This is a genomic window from Sinomicrobium halophytocola (assembly GCF_052983395.1).
Map to the genome: position 1 here is coordinate 22,021 of NZ_JBRKIT010000042.1, position 24,826 is coordinate 46,846.

Annotated in this window: 17 protein-coding genes; 15 read left to right on the top strand and 2 right to left on the bottom strand. The window is 43.8% G+C overall.

The genetic code is table 11. The annotated features are described in order from the left end of the window. The first annotated feature begins 20 nt into the window (after positions 1-20). The 15 genes from pdxR (at position 21) to ACVBDY_RS18610 (ending at position 21,473) form a co-directional block, all read left to right on the top strand. On the top strand, positions 21-1,418 hold the full coding sequence (gene pdxR, locus ACVBDY_RS18540; RefSeq protein WP_447176955.1) for a MocR-like pyridoxine biosynthesis transcription factor PdxR: 1,398 nt from the start codon (positions 21-23) through the stop codon (positions 1,416-1,418). A 199-nt stretch (positions 1,419-1,617) separates the two neighbouring features. Next, positions 1,618-2,130, top strand: coding sequence for a DUF2975 domain-containing protein (locus ACVBDY_RS18545; protein ID WP_447176956.1), 513 nt, complete (start codon positions 1,618-1,620; stop codon positions 2,128-2,130). Positions 2,131-2,132: 2 nt separating this feature from the next. Continuing rightward, positions 2,133-2,342, top strand: a complete 210-nt coding sequence (locus ACVBDY_RS18550; protein ID WP_447176957.1) for a helix-turn-helix domain-containing protein — start codon at positions 2,133-2,135, stop codon at positions 2,340-2,342. Between the two features lie 81 nt (positions 2,343-2,423). Further along, positions 2,424-3,296: an ABC transporter ATP-binding protein gene (locus ACVBDY_RS18555; RefSeq protein WP_447176958.1), complete on the top strand. Its 873-nt coding sequence runs from the start codon at positions 2,424-2,426 to the stop codon at positions 3,294-3,296. Positions 3,297-3,298: 2 nt separating this feature from the next. Next, the gene (locus tag ACVBDY_RS18560; protein WP_447176959.1) at positions 3,299-6,475 is read left to right on the top strand and encodes an ABC transporter permease/M1 family aminopeptidase; all 3,177 of its coding nucleotides are present in this window, start codon (positions 3,299-3,301) and stop codon (positions 6,473-6,475) included. A 37-nt stretch (positions 6,476-6,512) separates the two neighbouring features. Next, on the top strand, positions 6,513-7,550 hold the full coding sequence (locus ACVBDY_RS18565) for an OmpA family protein (protein ID WP_447176960.1): 1,038 nt from the start codon (positions 6,513-6,515) through the stop codon (positions 7,548-7,550). Positions 7,551-8,002: 452 nt separating this feature from the next. Further along, positions 8,003-8,704: a Bax inhibitor-1/YccA family protein gene (locus ACVBDY_RS18570; protein WP_447176961.1), complete on the top strand. Its 702-nt coding sequence runs from the start codon at positions 8,003-8,005 to the stop codon at positions 8,702-8,704. An 833-nt stretch (positions 8,705-9,537) separates the two neighbouring features. Further along, a complete protein-coding gene (locus ACVBDY_RS18575; protein WP_447176962.1) occupies positions 9,538-11,706 on the top strand; it encodes a TonB-dependent receptor in 2,169 nt (722 codons plus the stop codon). 266 nt (positions 11,707-11,972) lie between these two features. After that, complete coding sequence (locus ACVBDY_RS18580) at positions 11,973-13,526, top strand: tetratricopeptide repeat protein (protein WP_447176963.1); 1,554 nt, start codon at positions 11,973-11,975, stop codon at positions 13,524-13,526. 179 nt (positions 13,527-13,705) lie between these two features. Then, a complete protein-coding gene (locus ACVBDY_RS18585) occupies positions 13,706-16,555 on the top strand; it encodes a TonB-dependent receptor (protein WP_447176964.1) in 2,850 nt (949 codons plus the stop codon). 43 nt (positions 16,556-16,598) lie between these two features. Beyond that, complete coding sequence (locus tag ACVBDY_RS18590; RefSeq protein ID WP_447176965.1) at positions 16,599-17,627, top strand: phytase; 1,029 nt, start codon at positions 16,599-16,601, stop codon at positions 17,625-17,627. Positions 17,628-17,751: 124 nt separating this feature from the next. Beyond that, on the top strand, positions 17,752-18,399 hold the full coding sequence (locus tag ACVBDY_RS18595; protein WP_447176966.1) for an HAD family hydrolase: 648 nt from the start codon (positions 17,752-17,754) through the stop codon (positions 18,397-18,399). 180 nt (positions 18,400-18,579) lie between these two features. Further along, positions 18,580-19,521 (top strand): bifunctional helix-turn-helix transcriptional regulator/GNAT family N-acetyltransferase, encoded by a 942-nt coding sequence (locus ACVBDY_RS18600; RefSeq protein WP_447176967.1) that lies wholly within the window; start codon positions 18,580-18,582, stop codon positions 19,519-19,521. Positions 19,522-19,638: 117 nt separating this feature from the next. After that, complete coding sequence (locus tag ACVBDY_RS18605; RefSeq protein ID WP_447176968.1) at positions 19,639-20,538, top strand: helix-turn-helix domain-containing protein; 900 nt, start codon at positions 19,639-19,641, stop codon at positions 20,536-20,538. A gap of 86 nt (positions 20,539-20,624) precedes the next feature. Further along, positions 20,625-21,473 carry an SDR family NAD(P)-dependent oxidoreductase gene (locus ACVBDY_RS18610; protein WP_447176969.1) on the top strand — a complete coding sequence of 283 codons (849 nt, stop codon included), beginning with the start codon at positions 20,625-20,627 and terminating at the stop codon, positions 21,471-21,473. 53 nt (positions 21,474-21,526) lie between these two features. On the opposite strand, the gene namA is transcribed toward ACVBDY_RS18610, so the two are convergent. Beyond that, positions 21,527-22,591: an NADPH dehydrogenase NamA gene (namA, locus tag ACVBDY_RS18615; RefSeq protein ID WP_447176970.1), complete on the bottom strand. Its 1,065-nt coding sequence runs from the start codon at positions 22,589-22,591 to the stop codon at positions 21,527-21,529. Between the two features lie 88 nt (positions 22,592-22,679). Continuing rightward, positions 22,680-24,806, bottom strand: coding sequence for a M3 family metallopeptidase (locus tag ACVBDY_RS18620; protein ID WP_447176971.1), 2,127 nt, complete (start codon positions 24,804-24,806; stop codon positions 22,680-22,682). Between the last annotated feature and the right edge of the window lie 20 nt (positions 24,807-24,826).

Genomic DNA, 24,826 nt, shown 5'->3' on the forward strand with positions numbered 1-24,826 from the left:
AATCAACCAAACCGATCTACTTGCAGTTAGCAGATGCCATAATTAAATCGATTCATGACGGACATCTTTTTCCCGGACAAAAATTACCCGGAGCCAGGGTGCTTGGGGATTTACTAATTTTAAACCGTAAAACGGTTACTGCTGCCCTGGAAGAACTATCGAGTCAGGGATGGGTGGAAAGTTATGAACACAAAGGCACTTTTGTATCCGATAATTTGCCCAAATTAAAGTATAAGCCATTGCAGGATACGGGTTTCGGAGAAGCGGCAGAGGGAACAGGCCATAAAGTCAATAAATTCCGCTTTCTCGAATCCTTTTACCTTGATTATAATAGTGTTCGACTGATCGATGATGGCGTTCCCGATGTAAGGTTATCGCCGTTGAATACGCTGTATGGATATCATCGTTCCATTCTTTCCAAAACTGCTTTTAGTGCTTTGTTGAAATACAATCATATTGAGGGAGATCTTGATTTGAGAATGACCCTGAAATCTTACCTGCATACAACCCGGGGAATTGTAACCAATCATCAGAATATTTTTATAACGAGGGGCAGTCAGATGGCCATTTATATTACTGTTTCTGCCTTGTTAAAGAAAGGCGATTATTGTATAACAAGTTTGCCCGGCTATCAGATAGTTGACAATATTATTAATCATTCGGGAGGTAAAGTAGCCCATGTAGCGGTAGATAACGAAGGTATCGATGTGGGCGAAGTGGATGAGATTTGTAAAAAAAAGAAAGTCAGATTGCTGTACATTACCCCCCATCATCATTATCCGACAACGGTAAGGCTTTCTCCCAAACGCCGTATTGAATTGTTACAACTGGCCGTAAAGCACAATTTTTACGTATTGGAAGATGATTATGACTATGATTTGCATTACGACAATAGCCCGCTATTGCCCCTGGCAAGCTTAAATAAGGACGGACGTGTAATCTACATCGGTTCTTTCAGTAAATGCCTCTCCCCGTCTGTACGTGTGGGGTATTTTGTTGCTCCGAAAGAGATCATGGAAGCCGCTAATAAACTGAGAAGGGTCATTGACAGGCAGGGCGACCCCTTATTGGAAAGAGCGGTAAGCGAATTTATAAAGTCCGGTGATTTGAACCGGCATTTAAAAAAAACGGTCAGGATATATAAGCATCGCAGGGATTATTTTTGTTCTTTACTGCAAAATAATCTGTCAGAATACCTGAGCTTCGTAAAACCCGAGGGAGGTATGTCGGTCTGGGTGACTTTCAAAAAAACAGAGGTATTAAAAAGCTTGCCTGATAAACTTTTAAAACAAGGTTATTTGCTTGAAACCGACAATATTTTTATCGAAAGGTTCAATGGGGTCAGGATTGGATTTGCTTCGCTGAACGATGTGGAAATGGACAAATTTATTGAGACTGTCAAGCATATTCTGTCTTAATGTTTCCGGATAAATGGAAAAATAAAATGTATGACAAGAAACTTTCCCGGCTACTAATTAATTTTTCCATCCTATAAATCTCAAATACGGTATAAGTTTTTCCGGATACGTTTATACGAGCCTAACCTTTATTTAAAATTAATTATCGTTTTACAATAATTAATTATTATATTTGACAAATAAATTTAAATGATACGAAATGAAACGTGCTAAAATCATAGCCAAAACCCTGTATATTATCAGCCGGATACTGGCTTTAGGGTATTCAGTAACTACTTTATATGCCGCTTTCTGCATTATTACCGGGATATGGGCAAGTCCCTACGAAGAAAAGTATTTACACATTTTTTACCCGTTTACGACAAAGCCGTTCCTTATTGTGGACAATAATGTCTCCTACATTATCTTTTCATTTTTGTTACCGCTGGGGCTGTACAGTATTTTTTTCTGGTGGGTTTCTAACGTATTCAAAGTTTTTTTTCAATCCAGGTTATTTACGACTCAAAACATCGTTCACCTGAACCGGTTTTACACCTTCAATCTTATTGCTCCCGTGTTGGCAACCATAATCAGTAGTTTTTTTGTTCCTATTGACGGGATTATCTGGGAATTGATTGCCGTTCACATTATTCTCGGGACTTTCACCTATTTTTTTACGGCAATATTCAGACAGGGATTGGATTTACAAAATGAACAGGACTTATTCATATAACCATGCCAATAATTGTAAATATAGATGTAATGCTGGCCAAACGTAAAATGCAAAGCAAAGAATTGGCGGAAAAACTGGGAATTACCCCTGCCAATCTATCCATACTTAAAACCGGAAAAGCCAAAGGTGTACGTTTTGATACACTGGAAGCAATATGCCAAGTTTTAGATTGCCAACCAGGTGATTTGTTAGAATACAGGGAACAGGAATAATTAGTTAACCAATTCACAAACAATAATTTAACAATCAATGCAAAGACATTGCAGGATTTGTATTGTCTAAACCCAACCGCAATGAATACACTTTCCATCAATCAACTTTCACTGGTTTATAAGAACAACGTTAAGGCCCTGGATGATATTTCTTTGCGTATTGATAATGGCATGTTCGGCTTATTGGGACCGAACGGTGCAGGCAAATCGTCTCTGATGAAAGCCATAGCAGGACTTCAAAAACCTACAAAGGGTGATATTACCTTTAATAACACCAATGTGGTAAAGCATCCCGGTTTTATCAAGAAACAACTCGGGTTTCTCCCACAGGATTTCGGGGTATACCCAAAAATTTCAGCATATAATCTGCTACAACACCTGGCGATCTTAAAGGGAGTAATTCATGCAGATGAACGTAAACAGCAAATACTCGGTTTGCTGGAAAAGGTAAACCTTACTGCTTTTAAAAATAAAGAAGTACACACATTTTCCGGAGGTATGAAACAAAGGTTTGGTATAGCGCAGGCGTTATTAGGCAAACCAGCCATTATTATAGTAGACGAACCCACTGCAGGTCTGGACCCGGAAGAGCGCAATCGTTTCAACACTTTGTTGAGTGAGATCAGTGAAGATGTCATCGTTATCCTTTCCACGCATTTGGTGGAAGATGTACGGAATCTCTGTTCACAAATGGCTATCATCAATAAAGGTAAACTGGTAGCTACCGGAAAACCTTCTGAGATGATCTCTGCCTTAAACGGCAACATATGGAGTAAACAGATAGATAAAAGATTATTGCCGAAATACGAGGACACTTATCCGGTTATCTGTAAGCAGTTGATAGAAAAATCCCTTCACATTACAGTGTTCGGAACGGAGCCTCCCGAAGGGTTTCTCCCAGCGATCCCTACATTAGAACACGTTTATTTTCAGACCCTTAAAAATGTTGAGTAGCTATGAAAAACGTTTTTTTCTTCGATATAAAAAGCTACATCAAACGCTACATTACTTATGTGGTAGTGATCGCATTGACGTGTATGGGGTTTTTTGCCGGAAGCCGGTTTAACCTCTCCGTAGGAGAAGAAGTATACCTGAATTCGCCTTACACCATCGGTTTTATGGTAGCTATACTTAGCATTTCGGTTATTTTCATAGCCACCGTTCTCTCCCTTCAGTTACTGTTTAAGGAATGGGACTCCCGGTTTGATGCTGTACTGTTTGCCACACCCCTTAGCAAAAAAAGTTTTGCTTTGGGACGTTTCTTTTCCTTTTTTACACTGACGCTCCTCTGTTTTGCATTCCTGGTTCTGGGCTTCACATTGGGACAAAGTCTTCGTACTGGTATTGAAATGCAAAATCATACCGAAATAGGATTTTATCTGTATCCGTTTATGGTCTTCGGACTGGTAAACGCATTGTTTACCTGTTCCGTATTATATGGTATTGCATGGACTACGCGTCGAAAACTATTGGTCGTATCGGGAGGGCTGATGCTGTACATTTTTTATCTGGTTATATTACTTTTTTCCAATTCTCCTTTTATGGCGGGCAGTATGCCGCAGTCGTTATTTGCGCAACGGTTATCTGCTCTTACAGATCCTTTTGGTCTATCGGCTTATTTCTATGAAGCCCGGGATTTTACCGTTATCCGGCGAAATACGAAGCTTGTACCGTTAACCGGGTACTTTCTGATCAATAGGGTGTTGTTTACAGGTATTTCATCCTTATTCATACTTATTGGATACAAGTATTTTTCATTTTCGGCAAAAAGAAATAGAGCATCAAAACAACGCCATTTGAAAAGTACGAAGGAGAACCGGAGTACGGAAAATATTTTGTTTGTTATTGCACCACCTGCTTTCGGAAACATGGGCCTGTTTAAATCGGCTGTATCGTTTATGAAAAAAGACCTGACCTATCTTTTTAAAAGCATAACCCTGGTTACGGTTTCCGTATTGTTGCTTTTTTATGTGGGAATGGAAATGTATGCCGAAATAGAAGAAGGGATCCGGCTACCACAAAAATATGCCAGCTCCGGGTTGATGGCTTCTGTCATATCTGAAAATTTTCATTTTTTAGGATTGCTGATTGTAGTGTACTTTGTCAACGATCTGTTTTGGAGAAGCCATATGTCCGGTTTTTCTTATATTGAAAACAGCACCTTTTTTGCCCGGACAAAAATGGGGGGACATTGGCTGTCATGCGGCATTTTGTTGCTGTTCTTTTCTTTATTACTGCTGTTACAAGGGTTGATCTTTCAATATTTCTACGGATATTTTCACCTGGACTGGCCTGCTTATACAGGCATTTTTGTCTTCAATACATTCCCTTTAATACTCTTTGCCGGAGCCATTTTGCTTATAAACGATCGTATCAGGAACAAATACCTGGCCTTGGGTGTATCACTGCTATTGATCACACTCATCACCGGACCCGTATCGCAACTGTTGATAAAAGAACCACTGCTACGGTTCTTTGCAGGCCATACATTGCCATACAGCGATTTTAACGGCTACGGAGTTTACCTGTCTTCTTTCTTATTGAGATTACTGTTTGGTTTATGTACCATCGGTTTGTTGTGGTTGATAAATAACAGTATTAAATACCGGAAAATTAACATGCCGATCATCCTTTGCTGCATTGTTTTGGCGGGCACAGCATTTCTTTCCGGCAAAAGATTTACGGAAGGATATTTGCCTGTAAATAAAACAGATATTCTGGAAACAGCCGCCCGTTATGAACAGGAATATCGCAAATATCAATTTATGCCACAGCCTGTTATTACCGGTATAAAAACCCGGATCGGACTATATCCGTCCCAAAATACTTATACCGTTACCGGACAATACATACTGAAAAATAAAACGGATAAGACCATTCATAAAATACTGCTGAATTTTCATCCCGATTTAAAAGTTGAAAAAGCTGTTTTCCGTGTATCGGGCCGGGATAATGTGATCTCCGAAAAAGTAACCGAACTTGTATTGCAAAAACCTTTGAGTCCGGACGATACGGCTACACTGCATTTCGAACTGGCCTATAAGTGGTATCCGGTAAACGGGCATCAGGCATTTAATGCCATTATAGGAAACGGTTCATTTATGCGGATCAGTCGATATTACCCGCGAATAGGATATCAACCGGATTATGAAATAACGGATAAGAACAAACGCAAACAATACGGGCTTGGTGAAGCTACGGTTGTTAAAAAACTTGATGCCCCAAAAGCACACAACAATTTTATTCATCTGGACATGACCATCTCTACAACCGCAGACCAGGTTGCCATTGGTACGGGGGAATTGATAGGACAATGGCAGGAGGGGGATCGAAACCATTTTCACTACAAAACCGAAGAAACCATACCGTTTCGCTTTGCCGTATCATCAGGAATGTATGCCGCCAAAACGGCCGAGTACAACGGAATCAGTATCAGGGTGTTTTACCACCCTCGTCATTACGAAAATGCAGAGCACTTGATTGATAATATCAAAAACGCATTAGAGTATTGCATCGCGAATTTTGGTGCGTTTCCGTTTCAATCCATAACCTTTGCCGAAGTGTCTTCATTTACAAAAGGCTTTGCGGCAACGGCTTACCCGGCAGTGATTTTTATGACAGAGAATCTGGTTTTTCATGCTAATATTAAAGCCGATAGGCAACAGGATGTGATCAACGAATTGGCCGGGCACGAACTGTCGCACCTTTGGTGGGGCAATAACCGTATAGCCCCGGACGATCGCGAGGGCGCCCCGATGCTTACCGAAGCCCTGGCTATGTACACTGAAATGATGCTGTACAAAAAAATGTACGGCAAGGAAAAAATGATGGAACGTGTGAAGATGCACCAACAGATCTATAATGCCGGAAAAGGTTTTGCTCCTCCTCAGCCTTTGTATAAGGTAACCGGGGAGAATATTCATATTTCCTATTCAAAAGGGGCAGTAGTTATGGTACAACTCAGTGAACTTATCGGAGAACAGAACGTAAATAAAGCATTGAAAGAATTCCTTCAGAAATACCGGTATCCGCAACAAGCCCCGGTGTCCACCGATCTTATTCATGAGTTTTTAAAAGTAAGCGACAAGAAATATCACCGAAAGATAAAAGCATTGTTTGAAGAGTATAACTGATTTTTATATAAATTTAGCTTAAGTAATCTAACAAAACATGAAAAAGTTATTTATCAGCATTATGGCTTTGTTTGCCCTGTGGTCTTGCGGCAACAAGGAAAACAAAAAAACAACTGCCGAACCTGTGGAAAACACGGAGCCGGCCATAACGAAGCCCCGGAATACGGAAGATGAAAAAGAAACAAAATCCGGGATCGAAGAAAACAGCAACAGGTTTGACATTGCTAAAATCCCGGTTTCCGACACTGATCTGGGAGATTTCCCGTTTTTTAGTTTTCCGGAAGGGCTTGAAGCGACCAATCGCCCCATCCAGAGAAAATATGATGTTTTGTATTTTCCGATAGACGGAATAATGACCCCTTTGGAGGGAAAAGTATGGAAAACCTATGTCTCCGCAGCGAGCGGGAGCTATGACGACTGGTCCCTGGCCTATTTTTTTAAAAGTTATGATGATGCTATCACATCCGTAGGAGGCGTTAAGATCTTTGACGGGAAAATAAGTAACGAAGAATATGAAAGATATCATGATGATGCCCAATATCTCGGAGAAGACGGTTCTATCGGCTATGTCGGTCAAAAGATAAAAGTATACGTTATTCGTCGTGCCGATGGAGGTGATATTTATATACAGATGGCAGGTGATACGGCTTCCGGAAATCTGAATATTCTTCAAAAAGAACCTTTTAAGCAAACCATATCCATTTTGAAGTCGGACAAGATCCGGAAAGACCTTGAGGAAAAAGGGAAATCCGTGTTGTATATTAATTTTGACCTGGATAAAGCCACGCTTAAACCCGGGGGAAAAGAAGCCATAGCCGAGATAGCCGAAGCCCTGGAGACCAATAAAGAATTAAAAGTTGGCATCCATGGATATACGGACAACTCCGGGGGTGATACCCATAATCAAAAGCTTTCCGAAGACCGGGCACAATCCGTACTGACCGAACTGGTGGCATTGGGGATAGACAAAACACGACTGTCCGCAAAAGGTTTTGGCTCCCAAAACCCCGTTGCAGATAACAGTACGGAAGATGGAAAAGCCAGGAATCGCAGGGTAGAACTGGTAAAGCAGTAGGAGGGGATTTTAGATTTTGGTATTATTTGTCGGAAAATCAGTTTTACCCTAGCCCTAAAGGGAACCCCATTTTCCTCTCCCGATATTTATCGGGATCTTCCTTTAGTCCCGATAAATATCGGGAGGGGTGAAAAATCGAGGAAAATATATCTGGATTGAATTTTGTCATGAACTAAAAGGAGGAATATAAATTCCGAAGGAAACCCAAGACATCATATAAATATGAAGATGAAAAGATCAGATAGAAAATGATTATTTTTTTCCTGGCTTTTTCAAAGGGGTATCAGTATCATTAGGGAGGTTGTATAGGGGGTCTTTAGCCTAGACATAACTATTTAAGGATAATTTTAAAACAGTTTCTTAGTCTTTAAATAAAAAGTACAATCGTAAATAATATTTTTGGGAATACATCCTATTTTTTCTTAGATTTCCGGTTTCAAACAGATCAACCTATGGAAAATCAGATTCAGGGAAAAATCATGTTAAGTGATTTAACCCAGGCCGACAGGGCCGCATTTTATAAAAAAACCTATGCCCATGTGGCGGGAGGGGTATTGGCATTTATCCTTTTTGAATATTTACTTTTACAGAGCGAGACCATTGTGGAGTTCGCCCTGTCCATGACACAAGGGTACCGCTGGCTTTTAATGCTCGGGGGCTTTATGTTTATTACCAATTATGCAGAGAGTACTGCGTTAAGAACAGCCGATAAAAACAAGCAATACCTGGCTTATGGCGTTTATATACTGGCTGAGGCCTTTATCTTCGTGCCTTTAATTTACATCGCTGCGTATTATCTGGATTCCGGACCGGAAATACTTAATCAGGCGGCTATAGTAACGCTTTCCCTGTTTACCGGGATATCCGCCATCGTTTTTTTGACCAAAAAGGATTTTTCGTTTTTGAAAACCGGATTGACCATTGGCTTTTTTATTGCGATCGGATTAGTGGTTGCAGGGACGCTCTTCGGATTTAATCTCGGTCTATGGTTTTCCGTAGGAATGTGCCTGTTGGCCGGGGGAGCCATACTTTACCAAACTTCAAACCTGGTGAACACCTATGCCAAGGAAGATTATATCCCTGCAGCGATCGGATTATTTGCATCCCTGATGCTGTTGTTCTGGTATGTACTCCGGATTTTTTCGAGGGATTAACCAGGATCAGCACAACGTTGTATGTGGACAATCACATGAAATAGTATAATTATATTTAATTTAACGGGGTAAAAGGGTTATTCCTTTTGCCCCGTTTTTTATTGGTCCCGGTTTGTGGTTTAAAACCCTGCCTGCCTCCGGCAGGCCTGCAATTTATTGCAGCGACTTTAGTTTCTATACATTTCAGCCACGAATGCACGGATATATACTCCTGGCTTTTTACAATTATTCGTGTATCGGTGGCTAAACAGACTTGCTGTCCGGAATGGTTTATTATCCGGGTGATTTAAGAACCTAAGAATCGAAAACGGCTGTTTTAAAAAGTATAATGGGGAGACAAACAACGGGTTCGAAAGCAAGCGGATGTATGGATAACCACCTCTTTGAAAGTCTTTGAATGAAGCATCGCCGGTAAGGTATCTGGCATTCATAAAATTCATATTTTAGCAGTTATGAAGATCGTGGTTACTTTTTTGGCCTTTCTTACGCTGTCGCTGTCAGCTATACCCTGTTGTGTAGTGACGGATGACTGCAGGGAGGAGACGCATTCTATTTGTGATGATGCCCCGGAAGAAAGTGATCATGATCCCTGCGCCGCCTGTTCGCCGTTTTTTACCTGTGGCAGTTGCTCCGGTTTTGTTTTTCCATTACAGGAGTACCCGTGTCCGTTTGTGGAAAAGGGCGGAACAGACCTTATCTTATTTACCCCGAATTTAATATCTTATGTTTTTTATACGTCTTTATTAAAGCCTCCCCGTGTATAGTGTACTTTTCAAACTCTTATAAGAGAGATATAATCACACTATTCACAAACCTTTAATTTATTTCCTATCGTGAAACATTTTATCACCGCGGGGATACTACTCTTTTGCTGTACGACCTATGCACAGCATGTCTTTGAGGCAACGGTTAAAGACGAAGCATCCGAAGAACCCTTGTTCGGGGTTTCCGTATATATTGACGAGCTCGAAAAAGGAGCAGCCACCAATGCAGAAGGAAATGCCGTCATCGAAGATATTCCCGACGGAACTTATACCATACGCATACAATATATGGGTTATGAACCTTTGAAACTCGAACAAACTTTTCCCCGGAAAGAAGGTCAGCAACGTACCACCTATTACCTCCACCAGGCTCACGAAGAAATGGAAGAGGTGATCATAACCTCCACCCGGAGCAGCAGGACCATAGAAGATATCCCCACCAGGGTAGAGTTTATCGCCGGCGAAGAACTGGCAGAAAAAGGGAATATGAAACCCGGGGACATTCGTATGCTCCTCAACGAAAGCACGGGGATACAAACGCAGCAAACGTCGGCTACGAGTTATAATTCCAGTATTCGCATTCAGGGACTGGACGGAAAATACACCCAGCTTTTAAGGGACGGGCTTCCGTTGTACTCCGGGTATTCCGGCGGATTAAGCCTTATGCAGATAGCCCCGTTGGACCTGAAACAGGTAGAGGTCATTAAAGGGGCTTCATCCACTTTATACGGGGGAGGCGCCATTGCCGGCCTGGTCAATCTCATTTCCAAAACCCCGGAAGAAGAACGGGAACTGAGTTTTATGATCAACGGTACTTCGGCGCTGGGCCTGGACGTCAGCGGTTTTTACTCTGAAAAACACGGGAAGGTCGGAACCACGGTTTTTGCATCCTACAACAAGGGAACCGCTTATGACCCGGCCGATATAGGGCTTACCGCTATCCCGGAATTTGAGCGCTTTACGGTCAATCCAAGGCTGTTTCTATACCTTAACGAAAAAACGGAAATAAATGTGGGCTTTAATTATGTTACCGAAAACCGGCTGGGAGGAAATATGGATTACATAGAAAACGACAGTGATACCGGCTATTACGAAAAGAATAATACCGACCGGTTCTCTACCCAGTTCGAGGCTACGCATAAGCCGTCGGAACACACCCAGATACAATTGAAAAACAGTGTCAGTATTTTCGAACGCAGTATCGCCATACCCGGGTATACCTTTGCCGGAAACCAGGTTTCTTCCTTTTCAGAAGCAAATATTTCCACGATAGGCAAAAAAATGGAATGGATTGCCGGGCTTAACTTATGGACTGAAAATTTTAGCCAGTCCGAAGGAAGTCCCGGTCAGGATCTGGGTTTTTCCAACAGTACAGTAGGGGCATTTGTACAGAATACCTGGAATATGGCTGAAAAATGGACACTGGAAACCGGCTTACGGGGAGATTATCAAAGTGATTACGGTTTTTACGCACTGCCACGCTTTTCCCTGATGTTCGAGCCGAATGACCGGCTCACATTCCGTACGGGAGGAGGAATGGGCTATAAGACCCCGACCATATTTACCGAAGACGTAGAACGACTTCAGTTCCGGAATGTTCTACCCTTGTCCGTAGACGACAGTAAGGCAGAACGTTCCGTAGGGATCAACCTGGACGTGAATTACAAATGGCCGATTTCCGGATCGCTATCACTGTCTACCAACGCCCTGTTATTCTATACACGGATCAATGACCCGTTGTTGCTTACGGCGACCACCGATTCCTACTACGAATTCGTACAACCTGACGGATATATAGACACACAGGGAGTCGAAGCCAATATGAAATGGAGCTATCACGATTTCAAACTCTTTATCGGGTATACTTTTGCGGATGTAAAACAGCACTACCAGGAGGGAACGACCGAATATCCCCTGGTGGCCAGGCATCGGCTGAACAATGTTTTGATGTATGAAAAACACGAGAACTTCTGGGTGGGACTGGAAGCCTATTATTTCAGCCCGCAGAAATTAAATGACGGCGCTACCGGAAAGTCCTACTGGATTATGGGAATTATGTCCGAAAAGAAACTGGGAGAGCATTTTTCCCTGTTCCTGAATTTCGAAAACATGCTCGATACCCGCCAGACCCGTTTCGATACCATTTATACCGGGAATATAGACAACCCGCAGTTCCGGGATATCTATGCCCCGGTAGACGGTTTTGTCATCAATGGCGGGTTTAAACTGATGTTCTGAAAAAACAGGCCTTGCAAAACAGGTTTAACATTAACGGCCTCTGAAAATATAAGAAGCCGTTTTTTGTGAGGTATAATTTAGAGCTTGTTTAAAAAGGGCATTTTTTTAGCCTCCCGATAAGTATCGAGATGAATTCTTTTTAAACAAGCTCTTATTAATCATAAGATGAAAAAGGGCTAACCTTAGTTTAACATTGCAGTAATACTTTGCATAGTTAAACTAATCCATTGTCCGGTTTGCACATTATAAAAAGAATTCTCCTTTTATTGTCGGTTCCTTTTTTCTGTTTCGGTCAGGGGCCGAATGAAAAATACGGGAACGATTCACTTCAGGATTCGTTGTTTTACACCTATAAGGCCGAACTCAGGGAAGCCCTTAAGAGCGGGATGCCCGGTATTGCCGCCCGAAAGCATATGCAGCTAGGTGATTTTTACCGGAAAAACGAGGTTTTTACAGAAGCGATCGGCCAGTACAACAAGGCCATGGAAACACTCGCCGGGACTCCGAAAGACAGTATCAATAGTATACTTAACCGCAAAATAGGGGAAATATACCTTTCACTCAAGATTTTTTCCAAAGCAAGACAATACTTCGAAACAAGCAAAGCTATTGCTCTGACCAGTAAATATAAACGCGGGCAGGCCAATGCGGAAGGCCTTCTGGGCACCTGTGCCGAAAAAGAAGGAAATTACCTGAAAGCCCTGGAACACCAACAAAAGAGCCTGGAACTTTTTGAACATATCAACGATCAGCGGGGGATAGCCTTTGTCAACGAAAATATAGGAAGTATTTATGAAGATCTGAAACAATACGAAATTGCCCATAAACACTTCAGCAGATCCCTGGCCTATTTCGAAGGCAGGGATGATGATGCACAGATAAGCGTATTGAACAATATGGGGGATATGTTCCGCAAAACGGGCAATCATACCAAAGCGCTCGAATATACCTCAAAAGCCCTCCGACTGGCGATGGATAACAACGACCTTCACCAGCAGAAGAGCGCTCATCAGGATCTTTCGGAAGCTTATGCCGGAATAAAAGAGTATCAAAAAGCCTATGAACATCTTACGGTTTATGAAGAGATGTACAAGGAAATGAACAAAAACAGGGACATTAATAATTTCAATACCTTACAAACGGCCTATGAAATTAACCAGAAAGAAGCACAGATAGAATTGCTGGAACACCAGAACGAAGCCATTACGGCCAATCGCAACCTGATCCTGGTAACTACCCTTGCTCTGTTGTTGTTGAGCGGGCTGTCGTATGTATATTTTTCGCGCAAGCGCAGGGAAAAAGTAAAATTACAGCGGTACAAACAGCGTTTGCTGCAGGCCGAACTGGAAAAAAGGGAGATAGAAGAAAAAAGGCTACAGGACGAAATAAGTCTCAAAACCGCTTCCCTGTCCAGGTATAGCCTGAACATGGCGCAGAAAAACAAACTTATTGCCGATATAGCGTCAGCGCTCAAAAACATTGCATCCCGGAAACAGATGGATGCCCATACCAAGATAAGGTCCCTGGCCAGGGAATTGGATACCAACCTGCAAATGGAAGAAGAATGGGACGAATTCATGGGATTTTTTAAAGACATTCATCCCGAATACTTCAAAAAACTGGCAGCCGTTACCACAGAAAAACTCTCATCGGCCGAATTGCGGCTGGCCATGCTGCTTCGCCTTAACCTGTCATCCAAAGAAATAGCGCCCATACTCCGGGTTACGCCGGACAGCGTAAGGGTGGCAAGATACCGGTTGAGAAAAAAAATACCCATTCCCGCCAAACAGGAACTCGTCAGTTTTTTAATGGAATTGTAGAGATATCACCGCCCAAAAAGCCCCTCTCTTTAGTAAATGTTACCCCCATGTAAACAAACCGTGAATGTTGCCTTGAAGTTTCCCCGGTGTACTGTTGTTGTTCACTATTTGTTGCTTTTAATTTTCACTTACAAAACATTGATAAACATACTTTTGGATCGAATTCTAAACCTAAAGAAATGAAGCCGGAAATTTACCTGAATTTATTTTTTGTAACACTCCTTGTTGCCATGTTCCCGTCACAGGCACAGGCTCAACAGACGGGAAACATACAGGGAATTATCACCGACGATACCGGGTTGTATGTACCCGGTGCCACGGTTTTGATCGAAGACCTGAACAAAGGCACCGTATCCAATTTTGACGGGGAATTTACTTTTGTCGATGTTAATCCGGGCATTCATACCGTTTCGGTACGGTACCTGGGCTATGCCACGCTCACCCGGGAAGTGGATGTCACAGCCGGAAATACCGTCACCCTGGAGATATCGCTGACCTCACAAAACACCGAGCTCAATGAAGTGGTACTTACAGGGTATGGTTTCGGGAACCAGGTCAAGGCCCTGAACACGCAAAAGAACAAACAAAATATTACCAACATCGTATCGGCAGATCAGGTGGGCAAATTCCCCGATGCCAATATTGGCGATGCTATGAAGCGGATTCCCGGTATAACCATGCAGGTAGATCAGGGAGAGGCCAGGAATATAGTAGTACGCGGTCTGGCGCCACAACTCAACTCGGTAACCCTGAACGGTAGCCGTATCCCCTCCGCCGAAGGCGATAACCGCAATGTTCAGATGGACCTGATCCCTTCGGATATGATACAGACCATTGAAGTGAACAAAGCGGTTACTCCCGACATGGACGCCGATGCCCTGGGAGGGTCGATTAACCTGATAACCCGTTCGGCACCCAGTGATTTCAGACTGTCGGCCACTGTTGGTTCGGGAATAAATACGATAACCAATAAAAGGATTCTTAACGGGTCCTTCCTGTTGGGCGACCGCAGTAAGAACAAAAAATTCGGCTGGATGCTATCCGCCTCCATCAATGACAACGATTTCGGCAGCGATAACGTAGAAGCCGAATGGAGTAATGATTTCGAATTTAACAATGGTGATGAAGATAATTTACAATCGGTGGACGCTAATCCGTATGCCTCTAAAGTGGAGATCCGGAAATACCTGGTGCAGCGTATCCGTCGCAGTTTATCTGCCAATTTCGAATATAATTTTGATGCCAACAACACCTTGTATTTCAAATCGATGTATAACTGGCGGGACGACAGGGAAAACCGTTATACCGCAGCTACAGAAATCCTGGACGGCGAAGACATTGGCCCCGGAGATTTTGAGGTGGATGCCAATGGCAACCTGGTCAGTTTTCCCGTAGAGGGCGAGAGATCACTGAAAGGCGGAGTAGACTCCAGGCGGGCCAAAAACCGGCGTCTTGAAGAACAGCGGATGCAAAACTATACCCTTGGCGGAAAACACTTATTGGGCAAACTGAAAATAGACTGGATGGGCGCCTATGCTGAAGCCAGGGAAAGAAAACCGCAGGAGCGGGGGTATGCCTTTGTAAGCGAGGCTTATGCCGTGGAAAACGGGTTGAATTCCCGGAAACCTATTCACCGGGCCATGACGTCACTTTCGCCCGAAGATTATGAGTTCGATTCTTTTCAGGAAGAGACTTCCCTGGCCAAAGAAGAAGATATCAATGCCTTTGTTAACGTTGAGGTACCTGCCGATTTCTTCGGGTATGGCAGCGGTTTTGTGAAATTTGGTGCCAGGGGACGTTTTAAGAATAAATCCAATGAGTTGGAAGCAGCGGAATACGCCCCTTTATACAACCTGGAAACCATGGCTGATACCGACCTGGTAAGCTATAACGACAATGATTTCCTGGCGGGAAGCCAGTACATTCCCGGTAGTTTTACCTCTGCGGCCTACCTGGGATCTTTGAGTTTTTCCGATGAAAGCCGGTTCGACAAAGAAGACCTTGCCGGTGATTATCTCGGGGAAAATTTTAATGTAAAGGAGAATGTAGCGGCAGGGTATATCATGGCCAATCAAAAACTGTCGGACAGGTTGAGCCTTCTTGCAGGTATACGCGTTGAGAACACCTGGGTGGAGAGTGAAGGAAATGAAGTGATCCTGGATGAAGAAGGTGAATTTGCAGGAAGCAATAAACTAACAGACAAAAATAATTATATCAATGTTCTTCCGGGCCTGCATTTTAAATATAATATAAGCGATAATACCGTACTGCGACTGGCCTGGACGAATACACTTTCGCGTCCCAATTATATAGACCTGGCTCCCTACGAACAGATTGTTAGGGAAGACCAGGAGATCTATATCGGAAACCCCGATCTCGACCCTACCACTTCTATGAACTTTGACCTGATGGCAGAGCATTACTTTCGGTCGGTAGGAATATTGTCCGGGGGAGTGTTCTATAAAGACCTGAAAGACTTTATCTATACATTTGTCACCGAAGACGAGACCTCAGGATATAAACGTTTTCAACCGTTGAACGGGGACAATGCCAATATACTGGGTTTTGAAGCTGCTCTTCAGAGACAGTTGGATTTTTTACCCGGTTTTGCCAAAAATTTCGGCATCTATTTGAATTATACCTATTTAAACGCTACCGCAAAAGGAATAACCAACGAAGACGGCGATGAGCGCGGAGACCTGGACCTGCCCGGTTCTGCTCCTCATATGTTCAACGGATCGTTGTCCTATTCCGGTAAAAAATTCGGGGCCCGGCTTTCGGCCAATTACTCGGCAGCATACCTGAACGAACTGGGGAGTGAAAGCTTTGAAGACCGGTATTATGACAAACAGTTTTTCCTGGATTTCAACGCCTCGTTCACCATTAATAAAAACCTGCGTATTTATGCCGATGTAAACAATATTACCAACCAGCCACTACGTTTTTACCAGGGGATGAAAAACCGGACCATGCAAATGGAATACTATGGGAGAAGGATTACCTTCGGGGTGAAGTACGACCTGTTTTGATAAAGCGAAATAGACGCAACAAAAAGTAAAAGACAAAAATAAGATGAAGAAATTAGTATGTCTGGGCTGCATATTGGCCCTATTGTCCTGCAAAGAACAATTACCTGTAATAAAACCGGCTGTTATTACCGAAAAAACGCCTAACGATACCGATGATCCCGCTATTTGGGTAAACCGGGACAACCCGGAAAAGAGTATCGTTTTCGGGACGGACAAAGGAGAGCAGGACCAACCGGACAGTGGTGTTTATGCCTTTGACCTGGAGGGAAAACTTATCCCGGAAAAGAGTATCACCGGGCTTATCCGTACCAACAATGCCGATGTGGAATACGACTTTAAACTCAATGACTCCGTTCATACCGATATCCTGGCATTTACCGAACGCGGACGCCGGCAGATCAGGGTTTTTTCCGTTCCGGATATGAAACCCCTGGACAACGGAGGTTTTAAAGTATTTGAAGATGCGGATGACAGTAACCCGGAATTCAGACAACCTATGGGGATTTCCATATACAGAAGTCCGGAAACCGGGAGGGTTTATGTTATTGTAGGGAGGAAAAACGGTCCTGCCGAAGATTATCTGTACCAGTACGAACTGGTTTCTGATTCGACCGGAGTCCGGGCCGATCTGGTTAGAAAATTCGGCAAGTTCAGCGGGAAAAAAGAGATCGAAGCCATAGCTGTAGACGATGCCCTCGGGTACATATATTATTGTGATGAACAGGAAGGGATACGAAAATATTATGCCGACCCTTCAAAGGGAAATGAAGAACTGGCACTTTTCGGCGGGGAGTATTTTACGGACGATAATGAAGGAATTGCCATTGCCGCCTATCCGGATGGAGAAGGTTACATTATCGTATCTGACCAGGGAGCCCATGCCTTTAATTTTTTCCGGCGAAGCGATAACACTTTTGTAAAAGCCCTGAATCTGGGCACCATGAGTACCGACGGCTGTGAAATAACCCTGGAATCACTGGGCAGTAAGTTTCCCAATGGTCTGTTTGTTTCCATGAATGACGAGAGGGATTTTTTCTATCATGCAGTTGATTCCCTGAAACTGGATAAATAACAGCGACGCTGCCTATACGGTATTTGCTGAGAAAAAGCCTCCGGTATATCGGGGGCTTTTTGAATATTCGTAATTTTAATCCCAGGTACGAGAGAAGAGAAAATCAAAGAAAAAACAACAGCTTATGCAAAATATCAAAGGAGTTATTTTTGATCTGGACGGAACTATAGCAAATACATTGCCCATGTGTATCGCCGCATTCCGGAAATCCATTGAACCCCTCACGGGCAAGACAGTTTCCGACGAAGAGATCGTTGCTACTTTCGGTCCCTCCGAAGAAGGTACTATCCTGGCCCTGGCCCCGGATCACTACGACGAAGGCGTGTCGGCTTATTTGAGATGCTACGAAGAGCTTCACCACATGTGTCCCCGGCCTTTTGACGGCATTGTCGAGCTGCTGGAAACTTTGAAGGATAATGAGGTAAGAGTGGCGATGGTCACTGGTAAAGGCAAAAACAGTGCGGATATCTCCATGGATAAGTTTGGCATTACCTCTTATTTTGAAAAGATAGAGACCGGGCATCCCGGCGGACCGAGAAAGGTGGAAGGTATCCGCGCCTGCATGGATTTCTTCGGCGACCTGGATAAAAGCGAAGTAATATATGTTGGCGATGCACCGAGCGACATAGAGTCATGCCGGGTGGCGGGTGTGCCGATCGTAGCGGCAGCCTGGGCAGAGACCGCAGAGCCGGAAAAACTTAAACTCCTGAAACCCGAAGAACTTTTTTATAATGTAGAGGATTTTATCGACTGGCTGCAATCGAAAATATGACCAAAGAAGGAAAGGGACAAAAGTAATTCTTTTACTTTTTTATGGATGATAGGATAAGGAAAAAGCATTATTCTTGAAATTATAAGTATAAAAATGATGTATAAACGATTAATGTATATATTTGCATAACCAATTATGTAATTAGTTATACACATGAGTTTGTTCGCTAAAACGGGAAAAATGGCACTGGGTAGCCGCTTGAGGTTATTAACGGCAAAAGTGACCGACGATGCTGCCAAAATCTATGAATTATACCAGATAGGGCTGGTACCCAAATGGTTTCCGGTCTTCTTTGTACTTTCCGAAGAGGGAGAAAAAACGATTACCGAAATAGCCGGGGCGATCGGGCATTCGCAACCCTCGGTAAGCAAGATCGTGCGGGAAATGACTGCTGCCGGGCTGGTACGGGAAAACCTGGACACCGGGGACAAAAGGCGAAATGTCGTGGCGCTTACGCCGGAAGGACAGAAAATTACCGTCAAAATAAAAGAACAATATGCCGATGTAGATGCCGCGGTGGAGACAATGATAGCTGCTGCAAGACATAATCTCTGGGAAGCCATAGAAGAATGGGAATATCTGCTGGACCGGAAATCCCTTCTCCAAAGGGTGGAAGAACAGAGAAAGATCCGGGAAAGCAAAAAAGTGCGGATCGTGGAGTATAAACCGGAATATCAATCTGCCTTTAAAGCGCTCAATGAAGCGTGGATCTCCACATATTTTGAAATGGAGGAAGCGGATTACAATGCCCTCGATGATCCGCAGGGGTATATACTGGACAAAGGCGGGAAGATTTTTGTCGCATTATACGATGACGAACCCGTAGGCGTATGTGCACTGATTAAAATGGATGATCCCTTCTATGATTATGAACTGGCAAAAATGGCAGTATCTTCAAAGGTCCGGGGGAAAAACATCGGTTTTCTGCTGGGACAGGCCGTTGTACGGGCGGCGGAACAACTCGGCGGAAAAAATATATACCTGGAAAGCAATACTATCCTTAAGCCAGCCATAGGCCTGTACCGAAAACTCGGATTCCGGAAGGTGGCCGGACATTTCACCCCTTATAAACGTTGTAACATTCAGATGGCCATGGACCTGGCAATTCCCGAAGGCGTATAAAAAATGTATCCGGAACCCGGATTCAAATAAAGCACACTGTTTTAAAGTACTCTAAAAACAAATGTTGAACAGTTTGTAAATTTGATTAGTTTTGTTTGAAATTCGTAACTTTGTACCATGAGTAACGTGGAATCCATAGAAGATTTTTACCAGTGCAAGCTGCAATGGTTACCCGATAATCTGCGCAAGGAGATCGGGCATTTCAATGTATTCGGCCTGGAACCTTTTGTGGGTGAAGGAGCAAAACCGGTGCCTTACAGCAGAAGGGATTATTTTAAGATAAGCCTGATAAAGGGCAATAGTATAGTGCATTATGCCGATAAGACAATCGAAATTAAAAAACAGGCTTTGTTATTTGCCAATCCACAGGTGCCGTATAACTGGGAAGGGATAGACAATATACACGGCGGTTTTTTTTGCATTTTCACCGAGGCCTTTTTTCACCGTTTCGGAAACCTGAAGGAATATGCTGTTTTTCAACCGGGAGGCACACCTGTTTTTGAACTTACCGACGAACAGACCGAACAGATAAGCCGGGTATTCGAACGAATGTTCGGGGAACTGAGGTCGGACTATATTCATAAATATGACGTCCTTCGCAACCTGGTTTTTGAAATAGTGCATTCGGCCATGAGGTTACAGCCTGTTGCCGGTATGGATCAACGTGAAATAAACGCTTCCCGCAGAATTTCCCTGTTGTTCCTCGAATTACTGGAGAGACAGTTCCCCGTGGAAGATATCCGCCAGCGCCTGAGTGCACGATCGGCTTCCGATTTCGCCGGCCAGCTTTCCGTACACGTCAACCACCTGAACCGGGCTTTAAAAGCGACCATGCGCAAAACCACTACACAGATTATTTCGGAGCGGATTTTGCAGGAATCGAAGATCTTACTGAAACACAGTCCGTGGAATGTTTCGGAGATAGCCTATGCCCTGGGCTTTACCGAGGTTACCCATTTCAACAACTTTTTCAAAAAGCATACCCAACTCAGTCCTACTAAATTCCGTAATGTTTGAATTTAGTAAGTTATTGTTTGTTTGCTGTTAACCGGCGCTCCCAGGACAATCTACCTTTGTACCATAAATCAAAAAAACATAAGATTATGGATACAAACAACGTATGGTTGGTTACCGGGGCTTCCAGAGGACTGGGACTTTCCCTGGTAAAAAAACTTTTAGACGAAGGCTATCGTGTTGCTGCCACTTCACGTACCGTCGCTGCATTGGAACATGAGATCGGCCGGGTATCGGAGGAATTTCTTCCCCTGGAAACGGATGTAACAAACAATACCGATGTTAAAGAGGCCATTGCAAAATGTGTTGCACATTTCGGTAGACTGGACGTAGTAGTCAATAATGCCGGCTTCGGTCTTATTGGTTCTCTGGAAGAACTTTCGGATGCGGAAATCCGCAATAATTTTGATGTTAATGTTTTCGGGTCCCTTAACGTTATCCGAAATGCGATGCCGTATTTGCGCAAACAGAGATCCGGGCATATATTTAATATTGCTTCCGTAGGCGGTTATACGGGAGGATTTCCGGGATTCGGGATCTATTGCTCCACAAAATTTGCCGTGGCCGGATTTACGGAGGCATTGGCAGAAGAAGTTAAAGAGCTCGGAGTTAACGCTACTATAGTATATCCCGGATATTTCCGGACGGATTTTCTTTCCGGAGGGTCCATTAAAACGGCAGCTTTACCGATTGCGGAATATACCGGTGTAAGAACCGCAGAGCAGGCACACCTTCGAGACATAGACGGCAATCAGCCAAACGATCCGGAAAGAGCTGCCGGGATTTTTATAGAAGTCAGTAAACTTCCGAAACCACCGGTTCATTTATTCCTGGGGAAAGACGCGTATGCACTTGCCAAAGAAAAAATTTCCCTTATACAGGACACTATGAAAGCCTATGAAGAGCTGGGTACTTCAACGGAGATTGTGGAAGTGTAAAACAATCGGAACGAAAATCATTTGGACAGTCTCTTACAGTAAAGGGCCGGGGGTTAAGACCAGGCCCTTTCGTATTGTACGGGCAAGGAAACGTCCGTGTTCAGTTCGCGGGCGGCACGCGTGGGAAAATAAGGGTCCCGAAGCAATTCCCTGGCCATCATCACCAGGTCGGCATCCCCATTGGTGAGGATGGTTTCGGCTTGTGCGGCATCGGTGATCATACCCACTGTGGAAGTCAGCATTCCGGTTTCTTTTTTTATTTTCGATGCAAATGGTAACTGGTAACCGGGCCCGACCGGAATTTTTTGATGCGGGACCAGACCTCCTGTAGATACATCGATAAGATCAATGCCTTTGTCTTTCAGAATATTTACGAGTTTAACAGATTCTTCCGGGCTCCATCCTCCTTCGGCCCAATCGGTTGCCGAGATCCTTACGAATACCGGTAGGGTATCCGGCCATACGGTTTTTATTTCCTCTACTATTTCGAGAAGCAGGCGTATGCGGTTTTCAAAGCTTCCGCCGTAAGCATCAGTTCTTTGGTTGCTCAGCGGAGAAAGAAATTGATGCAATAAATAGCCGTGGGCAGCGTGAATTTCCAGGACCTCAAATCCGGCACGGTAAACCCTTTCCGCCGCTTTTACAAAATCTGTAACGATTTTCCGTATACCATCTTCATCAAGAGCCAACGGCATCGGATAGGTGTCGGAATAGGCTATGGCAGAAGGGGCAAACGTTTGCCAGCCGCCTTTTCCGGGTGTTATTTCACCCCTGCCGTTCCAGGGTTCCGCTGTACTGGCTTTTCTGCCTGCATGGGATAATTGTATTCCCGGGATGACTTCCTGCGCCTTGATAAAAGAAGTGATCTGCCGGAGCTTTTCTATATGTTCGTCTTTCCATATGCCCAGGTCATGGGGAGATATCCGGCCCTCCGGCGAAACAGCTGTCGCTTCTGCAATAATCAGGGAAGCCCCGCCTACCGCCCTGCTACCCAGGTGCACCAGGTGCCAGTCGTTAGCAAAACCGTTTTCGGCCGAATACTGGCACATCGGAGAGACGATAATGCGGTTTTTTAAACGGATATTCTTTATAATGAGAGGTTTAAACAGATTTGCCATAACGGAAAGGATTTGTTGAATAACTGATGATGAGATATCGGAGAGGTAACGGGATCGGGGTCAATCCCGTTACATCCTGTAATATTTTTTAATTCAGTCCCCGTTCTTCGAGAATAGCATCTACCCCCGGATCTTTACCGCGGAAGGACTTATAAGCGTTTTTATATTCCAGCGTATTCCCCCTGGAAAGGATCATGTCGCGGTAACGTTGTCCGTTTTCACGGGTTAACCCGCCATTTTCATCAAACCATTTTCCGGTATCCAGCGCCAGCATTTCCGTCCATAAATAAGCATAATAACTCGCTGCATAACCCCCGCCGAATACATGGTTAAAATAAGTTGCGCGGTACCTTGGAGGAATATTTTGCATCCACAGGTTGTCTTTTTCCAGGGAATTTTTCTCAAAGACGTTCACATCCAGGTCGTCTTCCGTTTCTTTGAGTGTATGGAAATTAAAGTCCATATCGGCGGCTGCGAGTACTTCCCCGAACGCAAATCCCTGGTTAAACGTAGATGCCTTTTTGATCTTCTCGATCAGGTTTTCCGGGATCTGCTCTCCTGTTTTATAGTGTACGGCATAATTTTTAAGCACCTCGGGGAACAGGGCCCAGTGCTCATTGGCCTGCGAAGGATACTCCACAAAATCCCTGGCAACGGATGTTCCCGAAATCGAAGGATATTGCTGGTTGGCGAAAAAGCCGTGCAAAGCATGTCCGAATTCGTGAAATACGGTAGTAACTTCATCATAAGTTAAAAGAGCGGGTTCCCCGGCAGCAGGCTTGGTGAAGTTACATACATTATAAATTACCGGTTTTTTGTCCAGTAAATGCGATTGGCTTACAAAATTACTCATCCAGGCGCCACCTCTTTTGCTTTCACGGGCAAAGAAATCCCCGTAAAACAGTCCGAGAGGAGAACCGTCTTCTTCAAATAGTTCATAAACCAGGACATCCGGGTGATATACGGGAATGTCAGTCCTTTGTTTAAAAGTAATACCGTATAGCCCGGTAGCGGCAAAAAATACGCCGTTTTCCAAAACCGTTTTTAATTCGAAATAAGGTTTTATCTGGTTTTCATCCAGGTCGTATTTCGCTTTACGTACTTTTTCCGAATAAAAATTCCAGTCCCAGGGCTGTAATGAAAACGACTTTCCTTCCGAATCGATCATTTTTTGGATTTCTCCCGCTTCCTCATTCGCTTTAATCACAGTGGGTGGGACGAGTTTTGCAAAGAAATCTTCAACCGTTTGTGTGTTTTTTACCATGGTATCCTGTAGGTTCCACGATGCGTAATCGGAGAAGCCCAGAAGTTTGGCTTTCCGGATGCGAAGGGCTACGATTTCCCGGATAATTTCAAGGGTAGAATACGCGCCGCCATCGGTCCGGTTCCAGCTTTTATTAAAGAGTTTCTCACGGGTTTCCCGGTCGGTGAGCGCCTGGGTGAGCGGTTGCTGGGTAGTATTGAGAATGGGGATTTTCCACTCTTCTTTCCCTTCCACTTTCAGTGAACTGACTTCCCCGGCCGATAGTCCGGCCAGTTTGGTAGAATCTTTAAGGATTAATGCCGCTTTATTGTTGGCTTCCTGGAGAATCTGGCTGAATTTGTTTTCGAGGGAGGCCAGTTTTGTGTTGATTTCCTTTAGTTTTGTTTTATCGGCATCGGACAGATTTGCCCCTGCTTTTATGAATTTCTGGTATCTTACTTCTATTAATTTGACGTCTTCTTCTTTTAATTCCAGGTTATTACGCTGATCGTATAAGGCTTTTATACGCTGAAAAAGCTTAGTGTTTAATAATATATTATCCCTGTGTTCTGCAAATTTCGGGGACATTTCGGCATCCAGTTTTTTCAGGACATCGTTGGTATGCGCACCGGTCAGTGAATGAAATACGTTGCTGACGCGATCGAGCAATTGGTGTGCTCTCTCCATGGCCACCAGGGTATTCTCAAAAGTCGGGGCCTCTTCGTTATCGGCAATTTTCCGGATGGCTTCCGTTTCTACTTGTAAGGCATACTCCAAGGCCGGTTTAAAATCTTCATTTTTAATCTTTGAAAAATCAGGAGCAGCATATGGCAGGCTGCTTTCCTGTACAAGTGGATTGTTCTTCATATTTTCAGCAGTAATTTTTTCTGACACAGTTGCCTCATTTTTCTCCTTACAGCTGAAGAGCGCAATTAAAAGAACGGACAAAAGCGTAATGTGCTTGGTTTTCATCGCATGATGTTTATGTGAAC

Bases quoted from the DNA above. Each gene is read 5' to 3' on its own strand.
- ACVBDY_RS18545 (WP_447176956.1), top strand. From the start codon at position 1,618: ATGAAACGTGCTAAAATCATAGCCAAAACCCTGTATATTATCAGCCGG.
- ACVBDY_RS18550 (WP_447176957.1), top strand. From the start codon at position 2,133: ATGCCAATAATTGTAAATATAGATGTAATGCTGGCCAAACGTAAAATG.
- ACVBDY_RS18555 (WP_447176958.1), top strand. From the start codon at position 2,424: ATGAATACACTTTCCATCAATCAACTTTCACTGGTTTATAAGAACAAC.
- ACVBDY_RS18560 (WP_447176959.1), top strand. From the start codon at position 3,299: ATGAAAAACGTTTTTTTCTTCGATATAAAAAGCTACATCAAACGCTAC.
- ACVBDY_RS18565 (WP_447176960.1), top strand. From the start codon at position 6,513: ATGAAAAAGTTATTTATCAGCATTATGGCTTTGTTTGCCCTGTGGTCT.
- ACVBDY_RS18570 (WP_447176961.1), top strand. From the start codon at position 8,003: ATGGAAAATCAGATTCAGGGAAAAATCATGTTAAGTGATTTAACCCAG.
- ACVBDY_RS18585 (WP_447176964.1), top strand. From the start codon at position 13,706: ATGAAGCCGGAAATTTACCTGAATTTATTTTTTGTAACACTCCTTGTT.
- ACVBDY_RS18590 (WP_447176965.1), top strand. From the start codon at position 16,599: ATGAAGAAATTAGTATGTCTGGGCTGCATATTGGCCCTATTGTCCTGC.
- ACVBDY_RS18595 (WP_447176966.1), top strand. From the start codon at position 17,752: ATGCAAAATATCAAAGGAGTTATTTTTGATCTGGACGGAACTATAGCA.
- ACVBDY_RS18600 (WP_447176967.1), top strand. From the start codon at position 18,580: ATGGCACTGGGTAGCCGCTTGAGGTTATTAACGGCAAAAGTGACCGAC.
- ACVBDY_RS18605 (WP_447176968.1), top strand. From the start codon at position 19,639: ATGAGTAACGTGGAATCCATAGAAGATTTTTACCAGTGCAAGCTGCAA.
- ACVBDY_RS18610 (WP_447176969.1), top strand. From the start codon at position 20,625: ATGGATACAAACAACGTATGGTTGGTTACCGGGGCTTCCAGAGGACTG.
- namA (WP_447176970.1), bottom strand. From the start codon at position 22,591: ATGGCAAATCTGTTTAAACCTCTCATTATAAAGAATATCCGTTTAAAA.
- ACVBDY_RS18620 (WP_447176971.1), bottom strand. From the start codon at position 24,806: ATGAAAACCAAGCACATTACGCTTTTGTCCGTTCTTTTAATTGCGCTC.